The sequence below is a fragment of the archaeon genome (assembly GCA_016432545.1).
Taxonomy (GTDB): Archaea; Thermoproteota; Nitrososphaeria; order Nitrososphaerales; family Gagatemarchaeaceae; genus UBA183.
The window spans coordinates 978,476-994,482 of sequence record CP066694.1; the positions used below are offsets into that span (position 1 = coordinate 978,476).

The following is a 16,007-nucleotide window of genomic DNA, read 5'->3' on the forward strand; positions in this document are numbered from 1 at the left end:
CTTAGGTCTGTTGAGGACGTCGGGCCGAGGGCTCGTACGGAATGAAGTCGTTTAGCTCCCTCTCGCGCTCCCTGTAGTCAGGGCAGACGGACAGGAGTTTGTTCTTGAAGGCCCTGGAGTGGTTGAACTCCGCTAGGTGGGAGAGCTCGTGAAGGACGACGTACTCCCGAAGCCTCTCAGGCAGGGCGATGAGCTGCCAGCTGAAAGAGAGCCGGCCCGTGCGAGTGCAGTACCCCCACTTGCCTATCTCTCTCACGTCGACCTTGCTGGGGCGGACCCCGAGCCGCGGGGAGAGCTCCTTCACCTTCCTTGTGACGTAGGCAGAGGACTCCTTGAGGAACCAGCGGCGGACCAGCTCCCGCACCGACGCGGGGCCTTCGGCCGTGACCCGGACCTCTTTGCTGGCCTCGTCCACTGAGAGGGCCATGCCTGGGCCGTTGGACTGGACGATCTTCATCCGGAGGCCTCCGTACATCACGCTGCCCTCCTCGAGGACCCTCCTGGCTCTCGAAAGCCGGCGGCGCTCAGCAAGGATCCAAGGCAGCTTCCGCTTGATCGCGCTCTCTGCGTCGCCCCTCCTCCCGCGGGGAAGGACGACCTCCAAGGTCAGGTCAGGCCTGAACTTGAAGTAAGTGTAGTGCCTTCCGGCGCCCCTGAGGATGGCGTAGTCGATGCGGTTCTCTCCGATGTCCAGGCTCGGCACTGAGTGAAGAATTTCTGTGGTCGTACATAACCAGTTGGGCTGGGCCGACAAAGACAAAACACCATGGCCGCAGACCATCGTCGCCCATGTCTTCCGGTGAACGCAGGCCCAGGCCTAGGATAGAGACGCTCGCAGACCTGATCTTCGCCCTCTCGCTGTCGATAGGCTCAATCTCGCTGATCGAGAAGGCTCCCACGACGTCGGAAGAGATTCTGAGCCACATCGCGGCGTTCGGGTATACGTTCCTGATCTTGATCACGGCGTGGCTCGTCTACACGACTTACATGTCGGTCCTCCCCCATGAGTCGAGGTGGATCACGTCCCTGAACGTGGCCCTGCTCCTGCTTGTCGCCCTCCTTCCTTATCTGCTGAACAGCGTAGAGCTTGTTAACCCAGCCCTCACCCCGGCCGAGTCCTCTGCCATCCGCGACTTCTCCTCCAGCCTCTTCGCGGCTGACCTGGCGGGAATCATGTTCATCCTTGCTGGGTTCGCCCACATCATCAGCATCGAGGAGAAACAGCTGGTCGCCCCGGAGCTGGCTTCCCTCTTCAGGAACGGAAGGAACAGGCTGGCCATCCTCTCGGCGGTCCTGCTCGTTTCCATCGCCCCGATATTCTGGCAGTGGACGCTCTTCGGGGTACCGGCGAGGCTCTACGTGTGGTACGCGCCCCTGGTGTCTTACTGGCTGGGAAGGGCGGTCAGGCCCCAGAGCCGGACCTACTCACTCGGGACGTAGGCTCGGACTGCTTATCTAGAGTGCCGGGCCCGCGGAATCGTTGGCCTCTAGGAAGGTCGTCTATGCCCTCCTCCCAATCATAGCCATTGCTGTCATTCTCATGGCGTACTTTCGAGCCTTCAGTTCGACCGCTGTGATCGCACTGGTCGTCGTCCTGTACATCGTGGTGAGCGTCATGAACCGCAGGAAGTTCGCGAAGCAGGAACGCGAAGCGAAGTCAGGGAAGGCCCGCTAAAGCCACAGTGCTAGGGGACGGGTCCGACAATCACCGATGGAGAAGGTCTGGGCCTTCTCGCCCTCAGGTAGAGGACTAGCACAACAGTCAGTCCCAAGAGAGCAAGAGCGCCGAGCGCAAGGACGACCCCTCCTGCAGTGGAGGCGCCAAGACTTTCCATCCGAGAGGTTGATGTCGTCGACGGCACTGTCATCGAGGTAGCGGCGGCAGTGACGCTGGTAGTCATGTGGAGAGTAGAGGTCGCCCCGTACGAAGTCGAGACCGTGATGTCGGCGTAGTCGGGGGATTCCATGTAGGGTATCGAAGCGGGCAGGCTGTAGTACTTCTCGACGTCGGACTTGTATCGTGCGGCCGAGAGCTGGTAGAGGACATAGAGGTTGAGGGTGGACGGATGCCTGCGGTAGTCGTAGCTTCCGCTGAAGTGGTTCATCAGGTCGTTGGTGCGGGCGGTGTGCCACAGGCCCAGGCAGTGGCCCAGCTCGTGCTCCCCTATGTCTCGGAGCGCGACGTCGTCCAGCGTGATGTTCCGGTCTAGAGCACCGCCGGTCACTACCAGGTCTATCGAGACGACACAGGTGACGCTCTTGAACTTCTTGTCGGCATCCAAGTTGTAGTTCCAGTAGGCCGAACCCCAGTTCGAGTCACTCTGAACCTGGGAAAACGAGACCTTGATCGGAGCCGAGGAGTTGTTGGACAGAATCAGGTAGTAGACCGGCCGGGAAGGAAGCCCATACTGAGCCTGGAACCACAGCTGGCTGGCGTTCCACTGCGCCATCGCTTCAGCGACGGCAGACCTTGCGAGCGGCGTCCCGCCGTCGAGGTAGACCGCTATCGTGTTGCTCGGCCAGGCGAAACCTCCGGTGGGCTCAATCTCGACCGCGGTCGTCGCTATCGTGAAGAGCTGGTTCTCGACCAGCTTGCCGTCCACGTAGACGTCGACCTCCCAGAGCCCTTGCTTCATGGCTGCGGGGTGCCCAGCTACCTGAATGAACGACCACGCGTAGTAGCTCCTCCAGGTCATGCCTTGCCCCGGGTCAGGAATCGTATACGAGGTCCTGTAAAAATCCGAAAAGTTCTGGTCGAGCCAGACCCAAGTTATGTTGTGAGAGGGTGACGGAACGTTCACGAACTTCAGCCAGGAGTACACAGACTGGTCGAGGACTGAGAAGGTCTGTGTCCGGTTGATCGGCAGGTTGGTGGCCTGGTCGACCGACTGGGTGGTCGCGAAATCGGCGGGTACAAGCTGGGTAGCTCCGACTGCGTTCGGAACGATCGAAGGGACCAAGAGCAGGAGGGCCAGAGACACGGCCAGCTTCCTAATCGGCGCCAAGCCAAGTCGTGAAGACGGGCTCTTGGGACTCAGGGATGCTGCACCCTGGTCCTAGGTCCGTCCACGCCTTATCGCGCCAAGGTAGACGCCTACCAGGACCACCGCGCTGCCTGCGAGGAACACGAGTGAGATGCTCTCTCCTGCGATCGCCGAGGCGACGACGAAGGTGACGAGAGGGGAGAGCAGGGAAGTGTAGGATGAGGCGGAGGCAGTCCAGTGGTAGATGACCCACACGAGGAGGACGAAGGCCACGACGGAGCTCGTAACGAGCCAGCCCAGGGCGATCCAGGTCCGTGCCATGACGGGGTAGGCCTGGTGCTCGCCTGAAACGAGCGAGACCACGAAGAGAATCGCGGTGCCGACAGACATTCCGACCGCGTTGATGCTCACCGGGTGTCCCCGTGGGAACTTCTTGACGATGACGCCGCTCGCCGCTGCCAATGCCGCCCCGAGGAAGATCGCGACGAGAGAACCGAGTGGGTACGAGGAGCCGAGCTGCTCAGCGAAGATGAAAGCTATGCCGACGAGGGCCACGGCGGCCCCGAGCAGCGCGCCCCACCTGAACTTCTCGAGCTTCGCGCCCGCGGCCATCAGGAAGGTCATCGCGGGGACGGTGGCGAAGATTATCGCTGCCGTGGCCGAGGTCACGTGGAGCAGGCCCCAGTAGATCAGGGCGAAGTTGCCCCCGAAGGCGGTCGCGCCGAGCAGGACGGCTCCGGTGAAAGCGCCGTCCTTCGGAAGGGGGACCCTCCTGACGCCGACCACGACGAAGAGGACCGCGGATGCGATTGCGAACCTCAGGGTGGCTCCCCAGAACGGAGGAAGCTCCTGGTTGCTGAACCGGACAGCGACGAAGTTGACGCCAAGGAAGAGGACGACGAGAGTGAACGCGACCAGGACCCGGCTGTCGGGCTTGACTGGCTTCGCCAAGGTGGATGAGCCCCTGGCTGGCATATTTAGCCGGGAAGCTCCAAGTAGGGCCTAGGTCCCAGTATCAGAATTGAAGGCGAAGAATAGGTTCTCTTTCGAGGTCAGGCCGGTCCCGCCCTACGACTTCAGGGCGACGCTCAGGAAGCCTGCGGGCTGGGACTTCATCAACCACGAAGAAGTCTTCGAGGATGAAACCCTCTGGACGGCGGCCTGGGTCGACGGGAGGCTGACCGGTTTCAAGGTCAGGTCAGCAGGGACGGTAGAGGGGCCGGTACTCAGGGCCGAGGCCTACACCAAGCGGAAGCTCACTGCGGAGGAGAGGAGGAAGCTCGAACGGACCTTCAGGGCCCTTGCGGGGGCGGACGACGACCTCGCTGGATTCTACAGGTTCGCGAGGAAAGACGGCATCCTGCGCCATGCGGTGAGGGACCTCTACGGGATGCACGACACCCAGGCCTCCTCCCTGTTCAATTCTGTCGTGCTGAGCATCTGCCTCCAGATGGCGCGCCTTGAGCGGAGCTACCAGATGATGGAGGCCATCAACGAGCACCACGGCGACACCGTCGAGTTCGACGGGAGGGAATTGCTCGTGGGCCCGCCCGCAGAGAGGCTGGCGTTGGTCGACCCCGTGAAGCTGTCAAGGGAATGCAAGCTGGGCTACAGGGGGAAGTACGTCGTGGGCTCTGCGAAGATGATTGCGGACCGGTTCCCGAGCGTCGGCGAGATCTCTGAGATGGACCCTGCCAGGGCTCGAGAGTTGCTGATGGAGCTCCCCGGCGTCGGCGACTACTCAGCGGACATCATCAATCCCAAGGCAGGGTTCCCAATCGACGCCTGGTCCGTGGACGTCTTCGGGAAGCTATTCTTCGGCAGGGAGCCCAAGAACGCGAGGGACGCGATCAGCAGGGTCAAGCGCGAGGGCATCAGGAGATGGGGGCCGTGGGCATGGATGGGTTTTCTCTACGTTGCCCAGGACATAGGCAACCTCTCCAAGAAGCTTGGAATTGAGCTCAGGCTGACGTAGCCTGCTTTGGGCTTAAGAGCGGGTAGGGCGGATATGACTGAGGGGAGGTGAGCGTTACGTCAGAGGAGAAGAGCGAAGAATACTGGGAGCGCGTAGAGGACATCGGCGAAGTCGTGCTGGGCCAGGCGACGACCGTGAAGTTCCAGAGGGGAGTCACGAAGAGGAACGGGCGAGAAGTGATCTCGTTCCGCGTCTGGGTGAAGGGGAACCGCTACACGGGACCCACGAAGCAGGGCTTCAACCTGGAGCCGAAGGTCGCCGAAGAGTTCTACGCGATGCTGGGCAAGGCTCTCGGCAAGTCAGGCTAGGCCTTTCGGCCGGTGAAGAAGACCGTGTGGTCCTTGATCACAAGCTCGTGCCCGGGGGAACCCCCCAGTGCCGCCAGGGCCTCCTTCCTGAAGCTCTGAATTTCTTGCGCCGACATCTCCGCAGCTTCGTCGCGCCAGTCGAAGGCCAGCTCCCTCTCGACGTACGCCAGGGCGTCCCTGTATCTCACCACCCGGTCTTCCTGCGAGGCCTTGGAGTCGGCGTAGCCGAGCCGCCTCATGAGCGCGAGGGCCACTTCCGGGTCCCTGTACTTTTCAACGGCTTCGTTCTGAAGCAGGTCTGCCTCGCGGATCTTTGCGAGCCTCTCTGTCGGGGCCTTGGTCTTGTACTTCTCGAAGATCTCCGAAGTCGTCTCGACCTCCTTCGGGTCGCCGAGCCCGCTGTGGCTGTAAGTGATGCGGCCGCCGGGCTTCAGGACCCTCAGGCACTCCTTCAGGGCGGCCGCGTAGTCCATGAAGCAGCAGAGCGAATAGTTGCCCACGACAAGGTCGAAGGAGTCGTCGGCCAGGCTCAGCTTCTCAGCGCTCATCCCCTCGAACGTTAGGTTTGATGAGCCGGCCGCCTTTCCCTTTCTCATGGCGATTGCAAGCATCTGCTCCACGGTGTCCACGCCCAACACGCTGCCACTATCCCCGACTGCCCTGCTCATCCTGAGCGCAATCTCGCCGGTGCCGGTCCCCACGTCGAGGACTCTCGAACCAGGCGTGGCGCCTGCCCTTCCTGACATCGTGTCGTAGAGGACCTGCCAGAGCGGGACAATGTTCGCCTCGAAGTATTCGGCTGACTTGCTGAAGAGCTCGCAGTTGGAGAGGCACGCGGCTTCCTCTGGGGTCATACGGGAATCCGACTGCCCCGGGCATTAAGAAGCCTCCGCCATTGAATCGAGAACCGATAAATCGAAGCCAATCCGGAGCTTTTCGTTTGTTCTGCCCCAACTGCGGGAAGCAGTCCCTTCCGAACGACAAGTTCTGCCACAGCTGCGGAAGGAGCCTTGAGAGGGCCGCGACGGCGTTCTCTTCCGCCTCTCCAATGGGCCAGCCTTCCCAGGCTTCGCTCCCGCCGTCGGCTCCCTCTGAGCAGGTCAAGAGTCCGGCCGGCGCAGCCGTCCTGAATTTCTTCCTCCCCGGAATGGGCTACGTCTACACAGGCCTCGGAAGGGACGCGGGGGAGGTGGTCTTCGGCTTCCTTGTCTTCCTGTTCTATACGGTGGGCCTCTGGGGGGGAGTCATCGCGGTCAGCCTCTCCAACGCCGGAATCGGGAGCGGCGGGGGAGGGAGCTCGGGTACAGTGTCGCCCTTCGACGCACTGATCCTCCTGGCCTTCCTGCTGCCGTTCGCATTCGCCTACGACGGCTACAGGCGGGCAAAGTTCGCGTAGCGATGAAGTTCTGCACCCAGTGCGGCGTCGAGGTGGAGGAGGGGCAGCCCTTCTGCAGGAACTGCGGTCACGACCTGCTCGCAAGGGAGGCTCCCCGTTCCTTGGAAGCCGTGGCGGACAGACCATTTTCGATGAGAGGGTTGGGGACCAACAGCGAGGTCTTCCTGTCGGAGGAGGGGCTCCTCAAGGTCAGGATCAGGTCCGAATACTTCGTGGCTTTCATCGGCCTTGCGTCCCTGCTGGTGCTCGTCCCGCTCTACTACGTGTTCCAGACACCTTCGTGGGGAGTCTACTACACAGCCTGGTTCGTGCTCGCGGCTCCGGCCTATGAGGAGTTCAAGTGGCGTGGCATGGAGAGACTCGGGAAGCTGCCAATCGAAGAGCTGGCCAGGCGCAGAGGGTCGGTCTTCGTGGCCTGGGCGGAGGTCGACAAGGCGAGGCTGCGCGGTCGCACGGTCTTCGTCACCAGCAGGCGGCTCCGTCAGAGGCTCTCGGCGACTTTCGACGAGGCCGACGTCCAGTTGATCAACCAAGGCCTGGCCTCGAGGTTGGGCGGGAAGCTCAGGGTCGATTCCCCGAGGAGGGCCCTTGCGATCTTCTCCAACTTCCCGGCGCTCGTCGGAGTCCTGTTCGCGGCCAACGTCGCCGTGCTCTTCCTCGCGGCAGGGCTCCCGTTCTTCGCTGGAGAGGAGCAGGCCTACACCGCGACGCTGGGCACGATCAGCCAGACCGCCTCGCTCCCTCTCATTCAGGAGTTCCAGGCGATCTTCCTGAACAACACTAAGGTGGTCTTGATCAGCGGGATACCAGGCCTCGGCCTGTTCTCGCTCCTCTTTTCATCCTACAACACCGGGAGGATTCTGCAGGTCATCGCCATTCAGGGGCACATCACCGGCTGGGCCGCCACCCTGTTCCTCTTCCTCTTCCCCCACACCTGGGTCGAAGAGCTCTGCTACCCCATCGCGACCGCGGCAGGGCTGTACTACGTGTCAAACCGCAACCCGCTCCCGATTGCCGCCCTGGGGACGAGGCTCGCGAGGCGCTCGGTCAGGATGTCCTTCGCGATGCTCGGCGCGGTCTTCCTGCTTGTCGTAGCCGGAGTCCTGGAGGTGATCGAGCCGCCGTTAGGGCTCGGGGCGCTGGTGCTCTGGTTGCCCGTGGGCGTGGGAGCCTTCTTCTTCGTGCAGAGGGTCCTTCCTTGGCTCCGGAGGGCGACGGCATACAAGGCCCCGGCCTAACCTTCTGACTTCGACTCGAGTATCCGTGGCCTGCTCATCTGGAGGAGTGCGAACTCGTTCCCGCTCTTGTCGACGAAGTTGACGCAGGGGCCGTCAGGGATCTCGAAGGGCTCGCCGTCCGGTTCCCAGCCCCTCGCCTTGAGCAATTTGGTGGTCTTCTTGAGGTCCTCCACCTCGTAGATCAGCCTCTTGCTGGGTTCCTTGACGTGGTCGGCGAGGAGGATGTACGGCTCTCCGCCGAGGTCGAAGGCCGCGACCCTCGCTCCGAATTCCTTGAACTCCCACACTAGCCGCGCGCCGAGCACCTCAAGATAGAACTTGTGGTCTCCGTCGAAGTCCTTCGTCCCCGTGTAGACATAGGCCAGGCGCTTGAAGGGGTGCTCAGACGGCATCCTTGCATGACTTGACGACAGTCATAGAAGGCAGTTTCGCCTCGCGGGACAGCGAGCGGCCTTAGGTCACAGACCTAGAATATGGATTCTGGCTCTGGGAAAACGAATAGACGCCAGACTGCTCTTGGCGTGCGTGTTCGGCATCGGCTATAGAAGTCGTCAGAGGCGGCGCGGTTTCAGCCTGGCGGCTCTCACGGGCGCACCGTTTGTTTCAAGAATTTCATTAATCTGTTAGGACTTTTCGATGAAAAAGTAGAAGGAGTAACTTTGATGCCCTTCGTCTCATGTTCACGTACCAGAAGGTGAGGTTGGGTCTGTTCCTGCTGACTGTGACCCTTCCAATCCTCTCAGCGGCCCTTGGGGCATCAATCAGCCCCCTGGACGAAGTAGGCGGCGGCGTCTCCATCTAGGAGGCGCCCTCCGATTTATTAGAACTTCATGAACGGCCGTTTCATCTTCTCTAGGTCGTACTTCCAGACGCCGTCGAACATGTGGTGAGGAATGGTGAAGGCGCTCGCCTCGGTCTTCTTGACGAAGGAGAGCTCCACCCTGCCATACAGGTCGGGGATCTGGCTGTTTAGATAGTCAAAAGTCGAGTTCGCCTCCTGGACCGGGATGCAGAGGGTGGCCACATAGGAACCGTCAGACATCGTGTTCTCTTCCCAAAGGAATGGAATCCTCCCGACTGCGTCCCTGGCCCTCCCGAGCTCTCTTCCGAGTTCCCTGAAGGTGACCCTGGCAAGAAGGGCGCTGTGGGACACCGACCTCTCGATGTCGCGCTGCCACCTGATGAGGTATCCCGAGACCATCCCGGCCTTCTGCACATGGACCCTGTAGTGGTACTCCAGCGTCTTCTGGTGAACCCCAACTTTCTTTGCTATGGAGGCGATGTGCTGGAGCGCGTCAATCTGCAACTCCTTCAAGAGGAGCAGGTCGTTGTAGTCGAGGTGCGCAGGCCTCGTCTTCTTGGTCCGCTCGCCGACGGCGCGTTTAGACTGGCTCAGCTGACTCCAGTCGATGTCCCACCTGTTGGCTTGGAAGTTGAAGTAGCGGGGATTCATGGTCGGATGCCTCAAGTCGATCGCTTCTGTCAGGGCGTAGCTCTGGAGGAGACCCCGGGCCCTGAGGTAGGAGAGGAATTCTCGGTGCTCCCTCGCCCTCTCCTCGGGGACCAAGAATAGGCAAGCGAATGTGCCCTGGGGAAGCAGCTTGCCATAGTAGGCGAGGTATGCGTGCTGGTTCAGCGCCAGGAAGAGGGATCTTGGAGGCACCGAAAGCCTCGGGGATGGTCGGAGCTCTCCCCAGTGTGGCACGAGGCCCAGCCTTCTGTAGTCGGCTTCAGCGTGGACGCGGAACCCAAGCCTCTTGAACCTCTTGTTGAGCTTGTAGCGCACCGTCTCGGCGTGGACGCCCGTCAGCCTCGAAAGCAGCGACACATTCTTCGGCCCCACCTTCTGTATCGCTTCGATTATCCGGGCCTCGACGTCCCCTGAGTCCTTCTGGAACCTCTGGACAGTCTTGGGTCCTTCCAACCCGGCCACCAGGAGTTCCTAGCGATAATTAGTCTTCCGAGGCCATGTCAGCTACGGTCGTGCAGGGGTCCTACAGAGAGAACAGCCAGAGACGCTCTTGGAAGGCCACGAGCCTGCGGTCGTATCTGCGACTTTGGGCCCTCATGCGTGTTGGCTGCATCCACTGGATTTGCTCAAATCTCATGGCGTGTGGCGTTTCAAGTTTGGCGTCCGCTGTGACTTCTGGGCCACATGGCTCGGCCCGCCTTAATGGCCTACTGGATCTAGCGGGGCAACGTTAAATTACGAAGGCCCGGTTTTCACGCCGTCTTGCCCAAGGGGGACATCTTCTCAGAGGTGGAGAAGCAGGCCGACAGCGCGGCGGTCTCAAGAGCTTCATGGCGAGGGGTCCTGAGCCTGGACATCCCTACGCTGGGCCTGGGGGCGGTGGAGTACCACATGAGGGCCGCCAAGGCGCACGGAGACCTCCAGCCAGTGAAGGTGGTGAAGCTTGACAAGAAGTCGGGCAAGGAAGTCGTGAGCAGGGAAGTCCCGCGGATCTATCGCTACAAAGAGGGGCCCAGCGGGGAGCGCCTGGACGTCCAGGAAGTCTCGCCCGAGGAGGTCAAGAAGCACGTCAGGTACAAGGACGGGTTCCCCGTCTTCGCCAAGACGGAGAAGCGCTACTTTCTGAAGTACGAGCTTGAGTTCACCGGCAAGTGGATAGAGGTGCCCCTCGCGCAGACGATGGACAAGCAGGAGGGGGAGGAGGTAGAGCCCTTCGACAGGACCACGAGGATCGAGGTGGAGAAGGACGGCTTCGTCCCGCTTGACAGGGTCGCTGAGTACAAGTTCAAGGAAGTCTACCAGCTCGCGCCCGACACCGACAAGAAGGTAGGAGAGACCAACTCGAGGATCATGCAGCTTGCGCGGTACCTCATCGAGAAGGACATGGCGCTGGTCGCGTTCTTTTCGTGGGGGAGGGGCTACAACTTCTACACGAGCGTCATCTATCCGTACGAGCGGAAGGACGGAAGGCTCTGGCTGTTGATGGGGATGAGCGAGGGGATCCTGAAGCTCGACGACGCCTGGGCCATCTCGGAGGAGAAGGGGAGACAGCGCCTCCCTGCCGTCCCGGTCGCAAGAAAGAAGAAGGCGAAGGCAGTCATCTCGAAGTAGGCCTTGAGCGACCAGCTCCCGAACTATGTCGGGGAGAACTATGCGAAGGCAGTCAAGCAGGACCTCGGGACATGGCTCGTCAAGAACCCCCTGCCCGCTCTCGTCGAGAGGAAGTACGACGGCATCAGGGTCTTCCTCTTCAAGAGCGGAGAGAAGCTGGTCCTGTCGAGCAAGCACGGGGGAGTCTACACCCCCAAGGGGAGCCCGGCCGTCTTCTCGAGGGTCCCCGAATTCCTCCACGCGCCGCACAGGATGATACTCGACGGCGAGTACCTCGCAAGAGAGGCCAAGGGGCTCTTCCTCTTCGACGTGCTCCAGGTCGACGACAGGGACCTGAGGGAGAAGCCTCTGAGGGCAAGAAAGAAGGTCCTCCGAGAGATTCTCAAGGGCACGGGCCTCGAGGTGGACTACATGCAGGCCAGGACCCCTGAGAAGATACTCCAGCTCAAGGACCTCGCAATCAAGAAGGGAGGGGAGGGCGTGGTCGTGAAGAACCCCGAGTCGGCATACGGGCAGCCGGGCTCGTGGCTCAAGCTGAAGAGGTTCGACACCGTCGACTGCTTCGTAGTCGACTTCGAGGAGACCAAGGAGATGAGGCAGACGGGGGTTGCGAGGTCGTGGTGGGTCGGCGTGTACGACGACGCGGGCCAGGTCGTGGACCTGGGGAAGGTGGGGTCGACCTTCGAGAAGGTGGACCCTCGGCAGGTCAAGAAGGGCTCGGTCGTCGAGATCAGGTTCCAGGAGCTGACGCGCGACAAGAAGCTGAGGGCGCCGTACATCCTGAGGGTAAGGCACGACAAGACTCCCGAAGAGTGCCTGATGTCACAGTTCGCTTAGGCAGGAGTCGCTTGTCGCTCAAGAAGGACCTGCCACTCGAGGCCGCAGAGCGCGTGGCCCTTGATTTTCTTGCGAAGACGAAGGGTCTGTACTCGAAGTGTCTGCTCGCGGGGAGCATAAGGAGGAAGGAGCCCGTGGTCCACGACATCGACTTCGCGGTTATCCCGAAGGGAAAGGACTTCGCTGCCTGGAAGGACAGAGTGACGAAGAGGGTGGGAGAGATCGGCGGGTCAGTCGGCCCCTTCGGGGACACGATCTCCACGTTCGTCTACAAGGGCATCCAGGTCAACCTGTTCCTGTGCCTCAACGCGGACGCGTGGGGCGTGACCCAGATGTGGGCGACGGGGCCCAAGGGGCATACGATAGGCATGACCATCAAGGCCAGGGAAAGGGGGCTGATCATCAACTCGAAGGGGCTCTGGACGAGGGACGAGCCGCCGCGCCTCGTGAAGACGAGGACTGAGCAAGAAGTGGGGAGGCTCCTGGGGTGGAAGTTCAAGCCGCCCGATGACCGCGGCAAGGGGTCCAAGAAGGGCCCTGTATACGAAGAGTGAAAGGACGAGCTAGGGTCTTCGATGCAGCCCGCGGCCTAATGGAATTTCATCTCGCCAGCGCGGATTGGAACTGAGAGCCAGTTCTCGTGCGGCGGGAGTGGACAGACGAAGTCGTCGCTGTAGGCGCAGTAGGGGTTGTAGGCGTAGTTGAAGTCGAGCAGGTACTGGTCGTCGTGCTGCACCTCGAGGTCGATGTAGCGCGCGGCGCCGTATGACTCCTTCCCCGAAGTCGCGTCCCTGAACGGGATGAAGAGGTGCGGGTCTTCCCTCTCCGCGGACTGGTAGGCCTGGACGCGCGATGGTTGGCCGCCGGCAGTGAATTCAAAGTAACCGACCTTGTTGAAGAGCTGGCGGGTGCCCTTGCTGGTGGTCATGATTACGCTGTCGGTGCTCTGGTATCTCTGGAGCTTGGCCTCGAACAGAAGGCCCGGATCTGGCTCGAAGTACTTCAGACCGTCGAAAGTAGCCCGATCCCCGTGCGGAAGCGGAGAGTCGTCTCCGGTCTTGTAGAACTCGTCCTTCTGTTCCCTGAACCTCAACAGCGCCCTGTTCCAAGTATCAACATCCTCGGGCTTCATGAGAGACGTACGGAACTCGCCCAAGAAGAATCTTTCTGGGATTTGCGCCTGTTGTGCCCCGCGGCTAGGCCTCGAGTTCTTCGACGGTCACGCTCCGGTCGTGGGCTCTCCGGCCCACCAGCACGGAGAGGGGGTCAGATACCCTGGGAGACCTCCTCACCCGAATTTCTTCTCCAGAGATTGCCACGATGGAGATGATTTCGCCGGCCCTGATGCCGACCTCTTCGCGCACTTCCTTGGGGATGGTCACCTGAAACTTCGACGTCACCTTCGACTTTGGCATCAGCGACAAGCACCCTCAATCGACATTTAACCCATACGTCATACCGTAGGAAATTACCCGCATCCAGGTTCCGCGAATTCAGGTTTGATGAAAGCCTCGCGAAGTCGTGCCCACAGAAGAGCTTTGTCGTCAGCTTGGCGATATTGCAGGGACCTCTGGAGCGCCCGTCTGCGGCCCCTGCTGGGCCCAGGAGGGTTTGACATCCTTCAGGCGGAGCGTGATCACGAATGCCAAGACCCCGAGCAGCGCAGCTGCGACCATCGCCACCTGGAACCCTGCTACGATCCCCTGGGCGACCGCTGAAGGTGACCCCGCGGCCGGCGGGTCGAAAGCCCCTGCGATGGTTAGGAGCACGGCGAGTCCGACAGGAAACCCGATACGAAAAGACGTGTTGACCACGCCGGAGGCGAGGCCCTCCTCTCCGGGCTTCGTCCCCGCCACGGCAGCGATGTTGACGGCTGGGAACCCTATGCTCGCCCCGAAGGCCCAGACCACGAAGCCCGGCATGAGCACGAAGGGGCTGCCGTTGACGGACATCGGCGTCATCAGTAGAGTACCGAAGATGATCAACAGCGCCGACAGGAGGATTGCCCGCCTTGCCCCGAGGCGATTGACCAGGCGCGAAGCCCCCCATCCACCCACGAGGAAGAAGACGAGAGCCGGAGGAAGCGTAAGGATGCCAGAATAGACTGCCGAGTAGCCTAGGACGTTCTGGAAGTAGACCGGGACGATGAACGAGACGCCTCCGACGACCGAGGTCAAGACAAGGGCGATGGCGTTGGCCGTCAGGACCGACCCGCGCCTGACGAAGGAGAGAGGCATCAGAGGCGACTTCGATTTCGATTCGATGGCCACGAATGTGGCCAGGGTGGCGACCGCCAGGCCGAGTGGGACCAAGGTCGAGATTGATGCGAATCCGACGCCCGCCGCGTTGGTCAGCGCGTAAACGAACAGAATGATGCCGGTGGTGACGGTGAGGGCGCCTGGGACGTCGAGGCGCTGGTTCTTCAGCCAGCCTCCTCCTCCAGGAAGGTACCTCTGGCAGAAGAGCACCGTCACAATCCCTATCGGGACGTTGATGAACATCACCCAGCGCCAGCCAAGAAAGGTCGTCAAGACTCCCCCTGTGACGGCGCCGGCCGCAAACCCGCCAGACAGGACGGCGATGATGTAGCCGAAGGCCTTGTTCCGCTCCGGGCCTTCCGGGAAGAGTCTGATGAAGATCGCGAACGCTGTGACAGTGGTCATTGCAGCCCCTATCCCCTGGAGCGCCCTTGAGACGATCAGGAACAGGAGGGACGGCGCGAGACCGCCCGCGAAGGAGGCGACCGTGAACAGGACCAGCCCGGCCATGAATATCTTCTTCTGGCCATAGACGTCCCCCGCCCTCCCCATCAGGAGCAGGAACCCTGCTAGGGTGATCGCATAGGCGCCGTATATCCACTGGCTGGCTGCGATCGAGGCTATGAACTCGGTCCTGATGGAAGGCAGCGCGACAGTGACGATCGACGCATCGATTATGTCCATGAAGAACGCGGCTATGACGAGGATGAAGACCAGGCGGACGTGGGGCGGCCGGCTCGGGGGAGCTGCAGGTGGATTCTCCATTGGAGTTCTTTGCCCGCCCAATTGCGCCGGTTCTTAAGCCACTCTGATGGATTCTTCCCTCCTAGGTTTCTGTCCAAGCTTCAAGGCAACGGCTAGGCCGCTTAGCTCGACAGATTGAAGTCAGGTGGTTGAACTGGAAGTAGTCGTGACCGTCACTTCACAGTTGAAACACGTGACGTTTGTCGACGCCGTCGCCGTAGTGGTCTCGTAAGTAATGACAGTCGAAGTGGACGTAAGGAAGGAGGTACTGGTCACCGTGGTGGCATTGGTGAGCGTGATTGTAGAGAGCGTGGTCGTCGAGGAGACTCGGGGCCTGCAGAGGTCCCCGGTGCTGGCCGTCTGCCCCCCGTTCAGATGTACAAGGGTGACGTCGCAAGTCCTGATCACGATGTTGTCGGTGCCGGGAGTCGAAGCGCCTGTGAAGCCTGATTGAGTGTATCCGACTACGTAGGCCTGCGTCGCGAAACCAATCTTTAGCTGGAAAATCTCGAAAGTGATACCCGCAGCCCCTGACGCGAAGATGTGTATTATTGCCTGGATCTTGTGTCCTCCCAGAAGTGCGTTCACTACACTCGTACTGTAAGAACAAGGTAGGTCGAAGCCGTTAGCGTTCAGGCCGCAGCCTGAGCCCTCCGTGATGTTCACCAAGTTCAGGCCGGCCGCTCCGAGGATGATGTGACCTGCCCCGTTGGCAGAAAATCTAGTCCCTCCCCATACGAAGGTGCTAATCGGAATCCAGGCGGTCTTTGGAGGGTTAGGTCCCTGAATCAGGGCGCATGGATTCTGAGCGATAGTGCAGTCTCTGAGCTCGAGGCTCAGTGACGCTGGGTCAGAACCCAGATCGAGCGTAGTCCCCGGCGTCAGGCCAAGCGAAGGAGCTGAGGAGGGATATCTTCCAAAGGCGGCCAGGGCGCCGATTCCGAGAAGCGTGACGACTACAACCGCTGCAGCGACCATCGGAGACCCTGCTCGCACAGTTCATCCATGGTAGACGAAAATAGTAGGGGATTTTCGCGCGGACCAGGGCTGGGTTTTTTCCCTTTCTAGCTTCGTCAGGGCTGTTCTATGGCATTTTCTTCGATTTGGTATCGAGATTCGAGTCCATTGGCGCCATTCTTATGGAATACACCTCCTTTGGTTAGACGAGGCGTGGAACATGAGATT

19 protein-coding genes are annotated in these 16,007 nt (G+C 61.0%); 9 read left to right on the forward strand and 10 right to left on the reverse strand.

Annotation, left to right across the window (positions count from 1 at the left end; genetic code table 11):
• Nucleotide 1: 1 nt before the first annotated feature.
• On the reverse strand, nt 2-703 hold the full coding sequence (locus tag HY247_05435) for a DUF45 domain-containing protein (protein ID QQG48200.1): 702 nt from the start codon (nt 701-703) through the stop codon (nt 2-4).
• Nucleotides 704-789: 86 nt separating this feature from the next.
• Between HY247_05435 and HY247_05440 the strand changes: the two genes are divergently transcribed.
• Both HY247_05440 and HY247_05445 read left to right on the forward strand, forming a co-directional pair.
• Nucleotides 790-1,440, forward strand: coding sequence for a DUF1211 domain-containing protein (locus HY247_05440; protein ID QQG48201.1), 651 nt, complete (start codon nt 790-792; stop codon nt 1,438-1,440).
• A 40-nt stretch (nt 1,441-1,480) separates the two neighbouring features.
• On the forward strand, nt 1,481-1,675 hold the full coding sequence (locus tag HY247_05445) for a hypothetical protein (protein ID QQG48202.1): 195 nt from the start codon (nt 1,481-1,483) through the stop codon (nt 1,673-1,675).
• A 10-nt stretch (nt 1,676-1,685) separates the two neighbouring features.
• On the opposite strand, the gene HY247_05450 is transcribed toward HY247_05445, so the two are convergent.
• Nucleotides 1,686-3,005 (reverse strand): hypothetical protein, encoded by a 1,320-nt coding sequence (locus HY247_05450; protein QQG48203.1) that lies wholly within the window; start codon nt 3,003-3,005, stop codon nt 1,686-1,688.
• Between the two features lie 51 nt (nt 3,006-3,056).
• Complete coding sequence (locus HY247_05455; GenBank protein QQG48204.1) at nt 3,057-3,935, reverse strand: EamA family transporter; 879 nt, start codon at nt 3,933-3,935, stop codon at nt 3,057-3,059.
• 70 nt (nt 3,936-4,005) lie between these two features.
• Between HY247_05455 and HY247_05460 the strand changes: the two genes are divergently transcribed.
• Nucleotides 4,006-4,959 (forward strand): hypothetical protein, encoded by a 954-nt coding sequence (locus HY247_05460; GenBank protein QQG48205.1) that lies wholly within the window; start codon nt 4,006-4,008, stop codon nt 4,957-4,959.
• Between the two features lie 47 nt (nt 4,960-5,006).
• A complete protein-coding gene (locus HY247_05465) occupies nt 5,007-5,267 on the forward strand; it encodes a hypothetical protein (GenBank protein ID QQG48206.1) in 261 nt (86 codons plus the stop codon).
• On the opposite strand, the gene HY247_05470 is transcribed toward HY247_05465, so the two are convergent.
• Entirely contained in the window at nt 5,264-6,121 is an 858-nt protein-coding gene (locus tag HY247_05470) for a class I SAM-dependent methyltransferase (GenBank protein ID QQG48207.1), read from the reverse strand. The two genes, HY247_05465 and HY247_05470, sit on opposite strands and share 4 nt — an antisense overlap.
• Nucleotides 6,122-6,207: 86 nt before the next feature.
• Between HY247_05470 and HY247_05475 the strand changes: the two genes are divergently transcribed.
• Both HY247_05475 and HY247_05480 read left to right on the forward strand, forming a co-directional pair.
• Nucleotides 6,208-6,663: a zinc ribbon domain-containing protein gene (locus HY247_05475; GenBank protein ID QQG48208.1), complete on the forward strand. Its 456-nt coding sequence runs from the start codon at nt 6,208-6,210 to the stop codon at nt 6,661-6,663.
• 2 nt (nt 6,664-6,665) lie between these two features.
• Nucleotides 6,666-7,901: a stage II sporulation protein M gene (locus tag HY247_05480; GenBank protein ID QQG48209.1), complete on the forward strand. Its 1,236-nt coding sequence runs from the start codon at nt 6,666-6,668 to the stop codon at nt 7,899-7,901.
• On the opposite strand, the gene HY247_05485 is transcribed toward HY247_05480, so the two are convergent.
• Together HY247_05485 and HY247_05490 are read right to left on the reverse strand one after the other, a co-directional pair.
• The gene (locus HY247_05485) at nt 7,898-8,293 is read right to left on the reverse strand and encodes a VOC family protein (protein ID QQG48210.1); all 396 of its coding nucleotides are present in this window, start codon (nt 8,291-8,293) and stop codon (nt 7,898-7,900) included. The genes HY247_05480 and HY247_05485 overlap by 4 nt on opposite strands.
• Before the next feature lie 428 nt (nt 8,294-8,721).
• On the reverse strand, nt 8,722-9,825 hold the full coding sequence (locus HY247_05490) for an Lrp/AsnC family transcriptional regulator (protein ID QQG48211.1): 1,104 nt from the start codon (nt 9,823-9,825) through the stop codon (nt 8,722-8,724).
• Nucleotides 9,826-10,134: 309 nt separating this feature from the next.
• Between HY247_05490 and HY247_05495 the strand changes: the two genes are divergently transcribed.
• The 3 genes from HY247_05495 to HY247_05505 are packed head-to-tail and all read left to right on the forward strand — an operon-like array spanning nt 10,135 to nt 12,374.
• Entirely contained in the window at nt 10,135-10,983 is an 849-nt protein-coding gene (locus tag HY247_05495; GenBank protein QQG48212.1) for a hypothetical protein, read from the forward strand.
• A gap of 3 nt (nt 10,984-10,986) precedes the next feature.
• Complete coding sequence (locus HY247_05500) at nt 10,987-11,820, forward strand: ATP-dependent DNA ligase (protein ID QQG48213.1); 834 nt, start codon at nt 10,987-10,989, stop codon at nt 11,818-11,820.
• An 11-nt stretch (nt 11,821-11,831) separates the two neighbouring features.
• Nucleotides 11,832-12,374 carry a hypothetical protein gene (locus HY247_05505; GenBank protein QQG48214.1) on the forward strand — a complete coding sequence of 181 codons (543 nt, stop codon included), beginning with the start codon at nt 11,832-11,834 and terminating at the stop codon, nt 12,372-12,374.
• A gap of 35 nt (nt 12,375-12,409) precedes the next feature.
• Here HY247_05505 and HY247_05510 read toward each other — a convergent pair whose 3' ends face one another.
• The 4 genes from HY247_05510 to HY247_05525 form a co-directional block, all read right to left on the reverse strand.
• Nucleotides 12,410-12,952 carry a DUF1684 domain-containing protein gene (locus HY247_05510; GenBank protein QQG48215.1) on the reverse strand — a complete coding sequence of 181 codons (543 nt, stop codon included), beginning with the start codon at nt 12,950-12,952 and terminating at the stop codon, nt 12,410-12,412.
• A 64-nt stretch (nt 12,953-13,016) separates the two neighbouring features.
• Nucleotides 13,017-13,235 (reverse strand): AbrB/MazE/SpoVT family DNA-binding domain-containing protein, encoded by a 219-nt coding sequence (locus HY247_05515; GenBank protein ID QQG48216.1) that lies wholly within the window; start codon nt 13,233-13,235, stop codon nt 13,017-13,019.
• A gap of 129 nt (nt 13,236-13,364) precedes the next feature.
• Entirely contained in the window at nt 13,365-14,843 is a 1,479-nt protein-coding gene (locus HY247_05520) for an MFS transporter (protein ID QQG48217.1), read from the reverse strand.
• A 120-nt stretch (nt 14,844-14,963) separates the two neighbouring features.
• The gene (locus tag HY247_05525; GenBank protein QQG48218.1) at nt 14,964-15,800 is read right to left on the reverse strand and encodes a hypothetical protein; all 837 of its coding nucleotides are present in this window, start codon (nt 15,798-15,800) and stop codon (nt 14,964-14,966) included.
• Nucleotides 15,801-16,007: the final 207 nt, after the last annotated feature.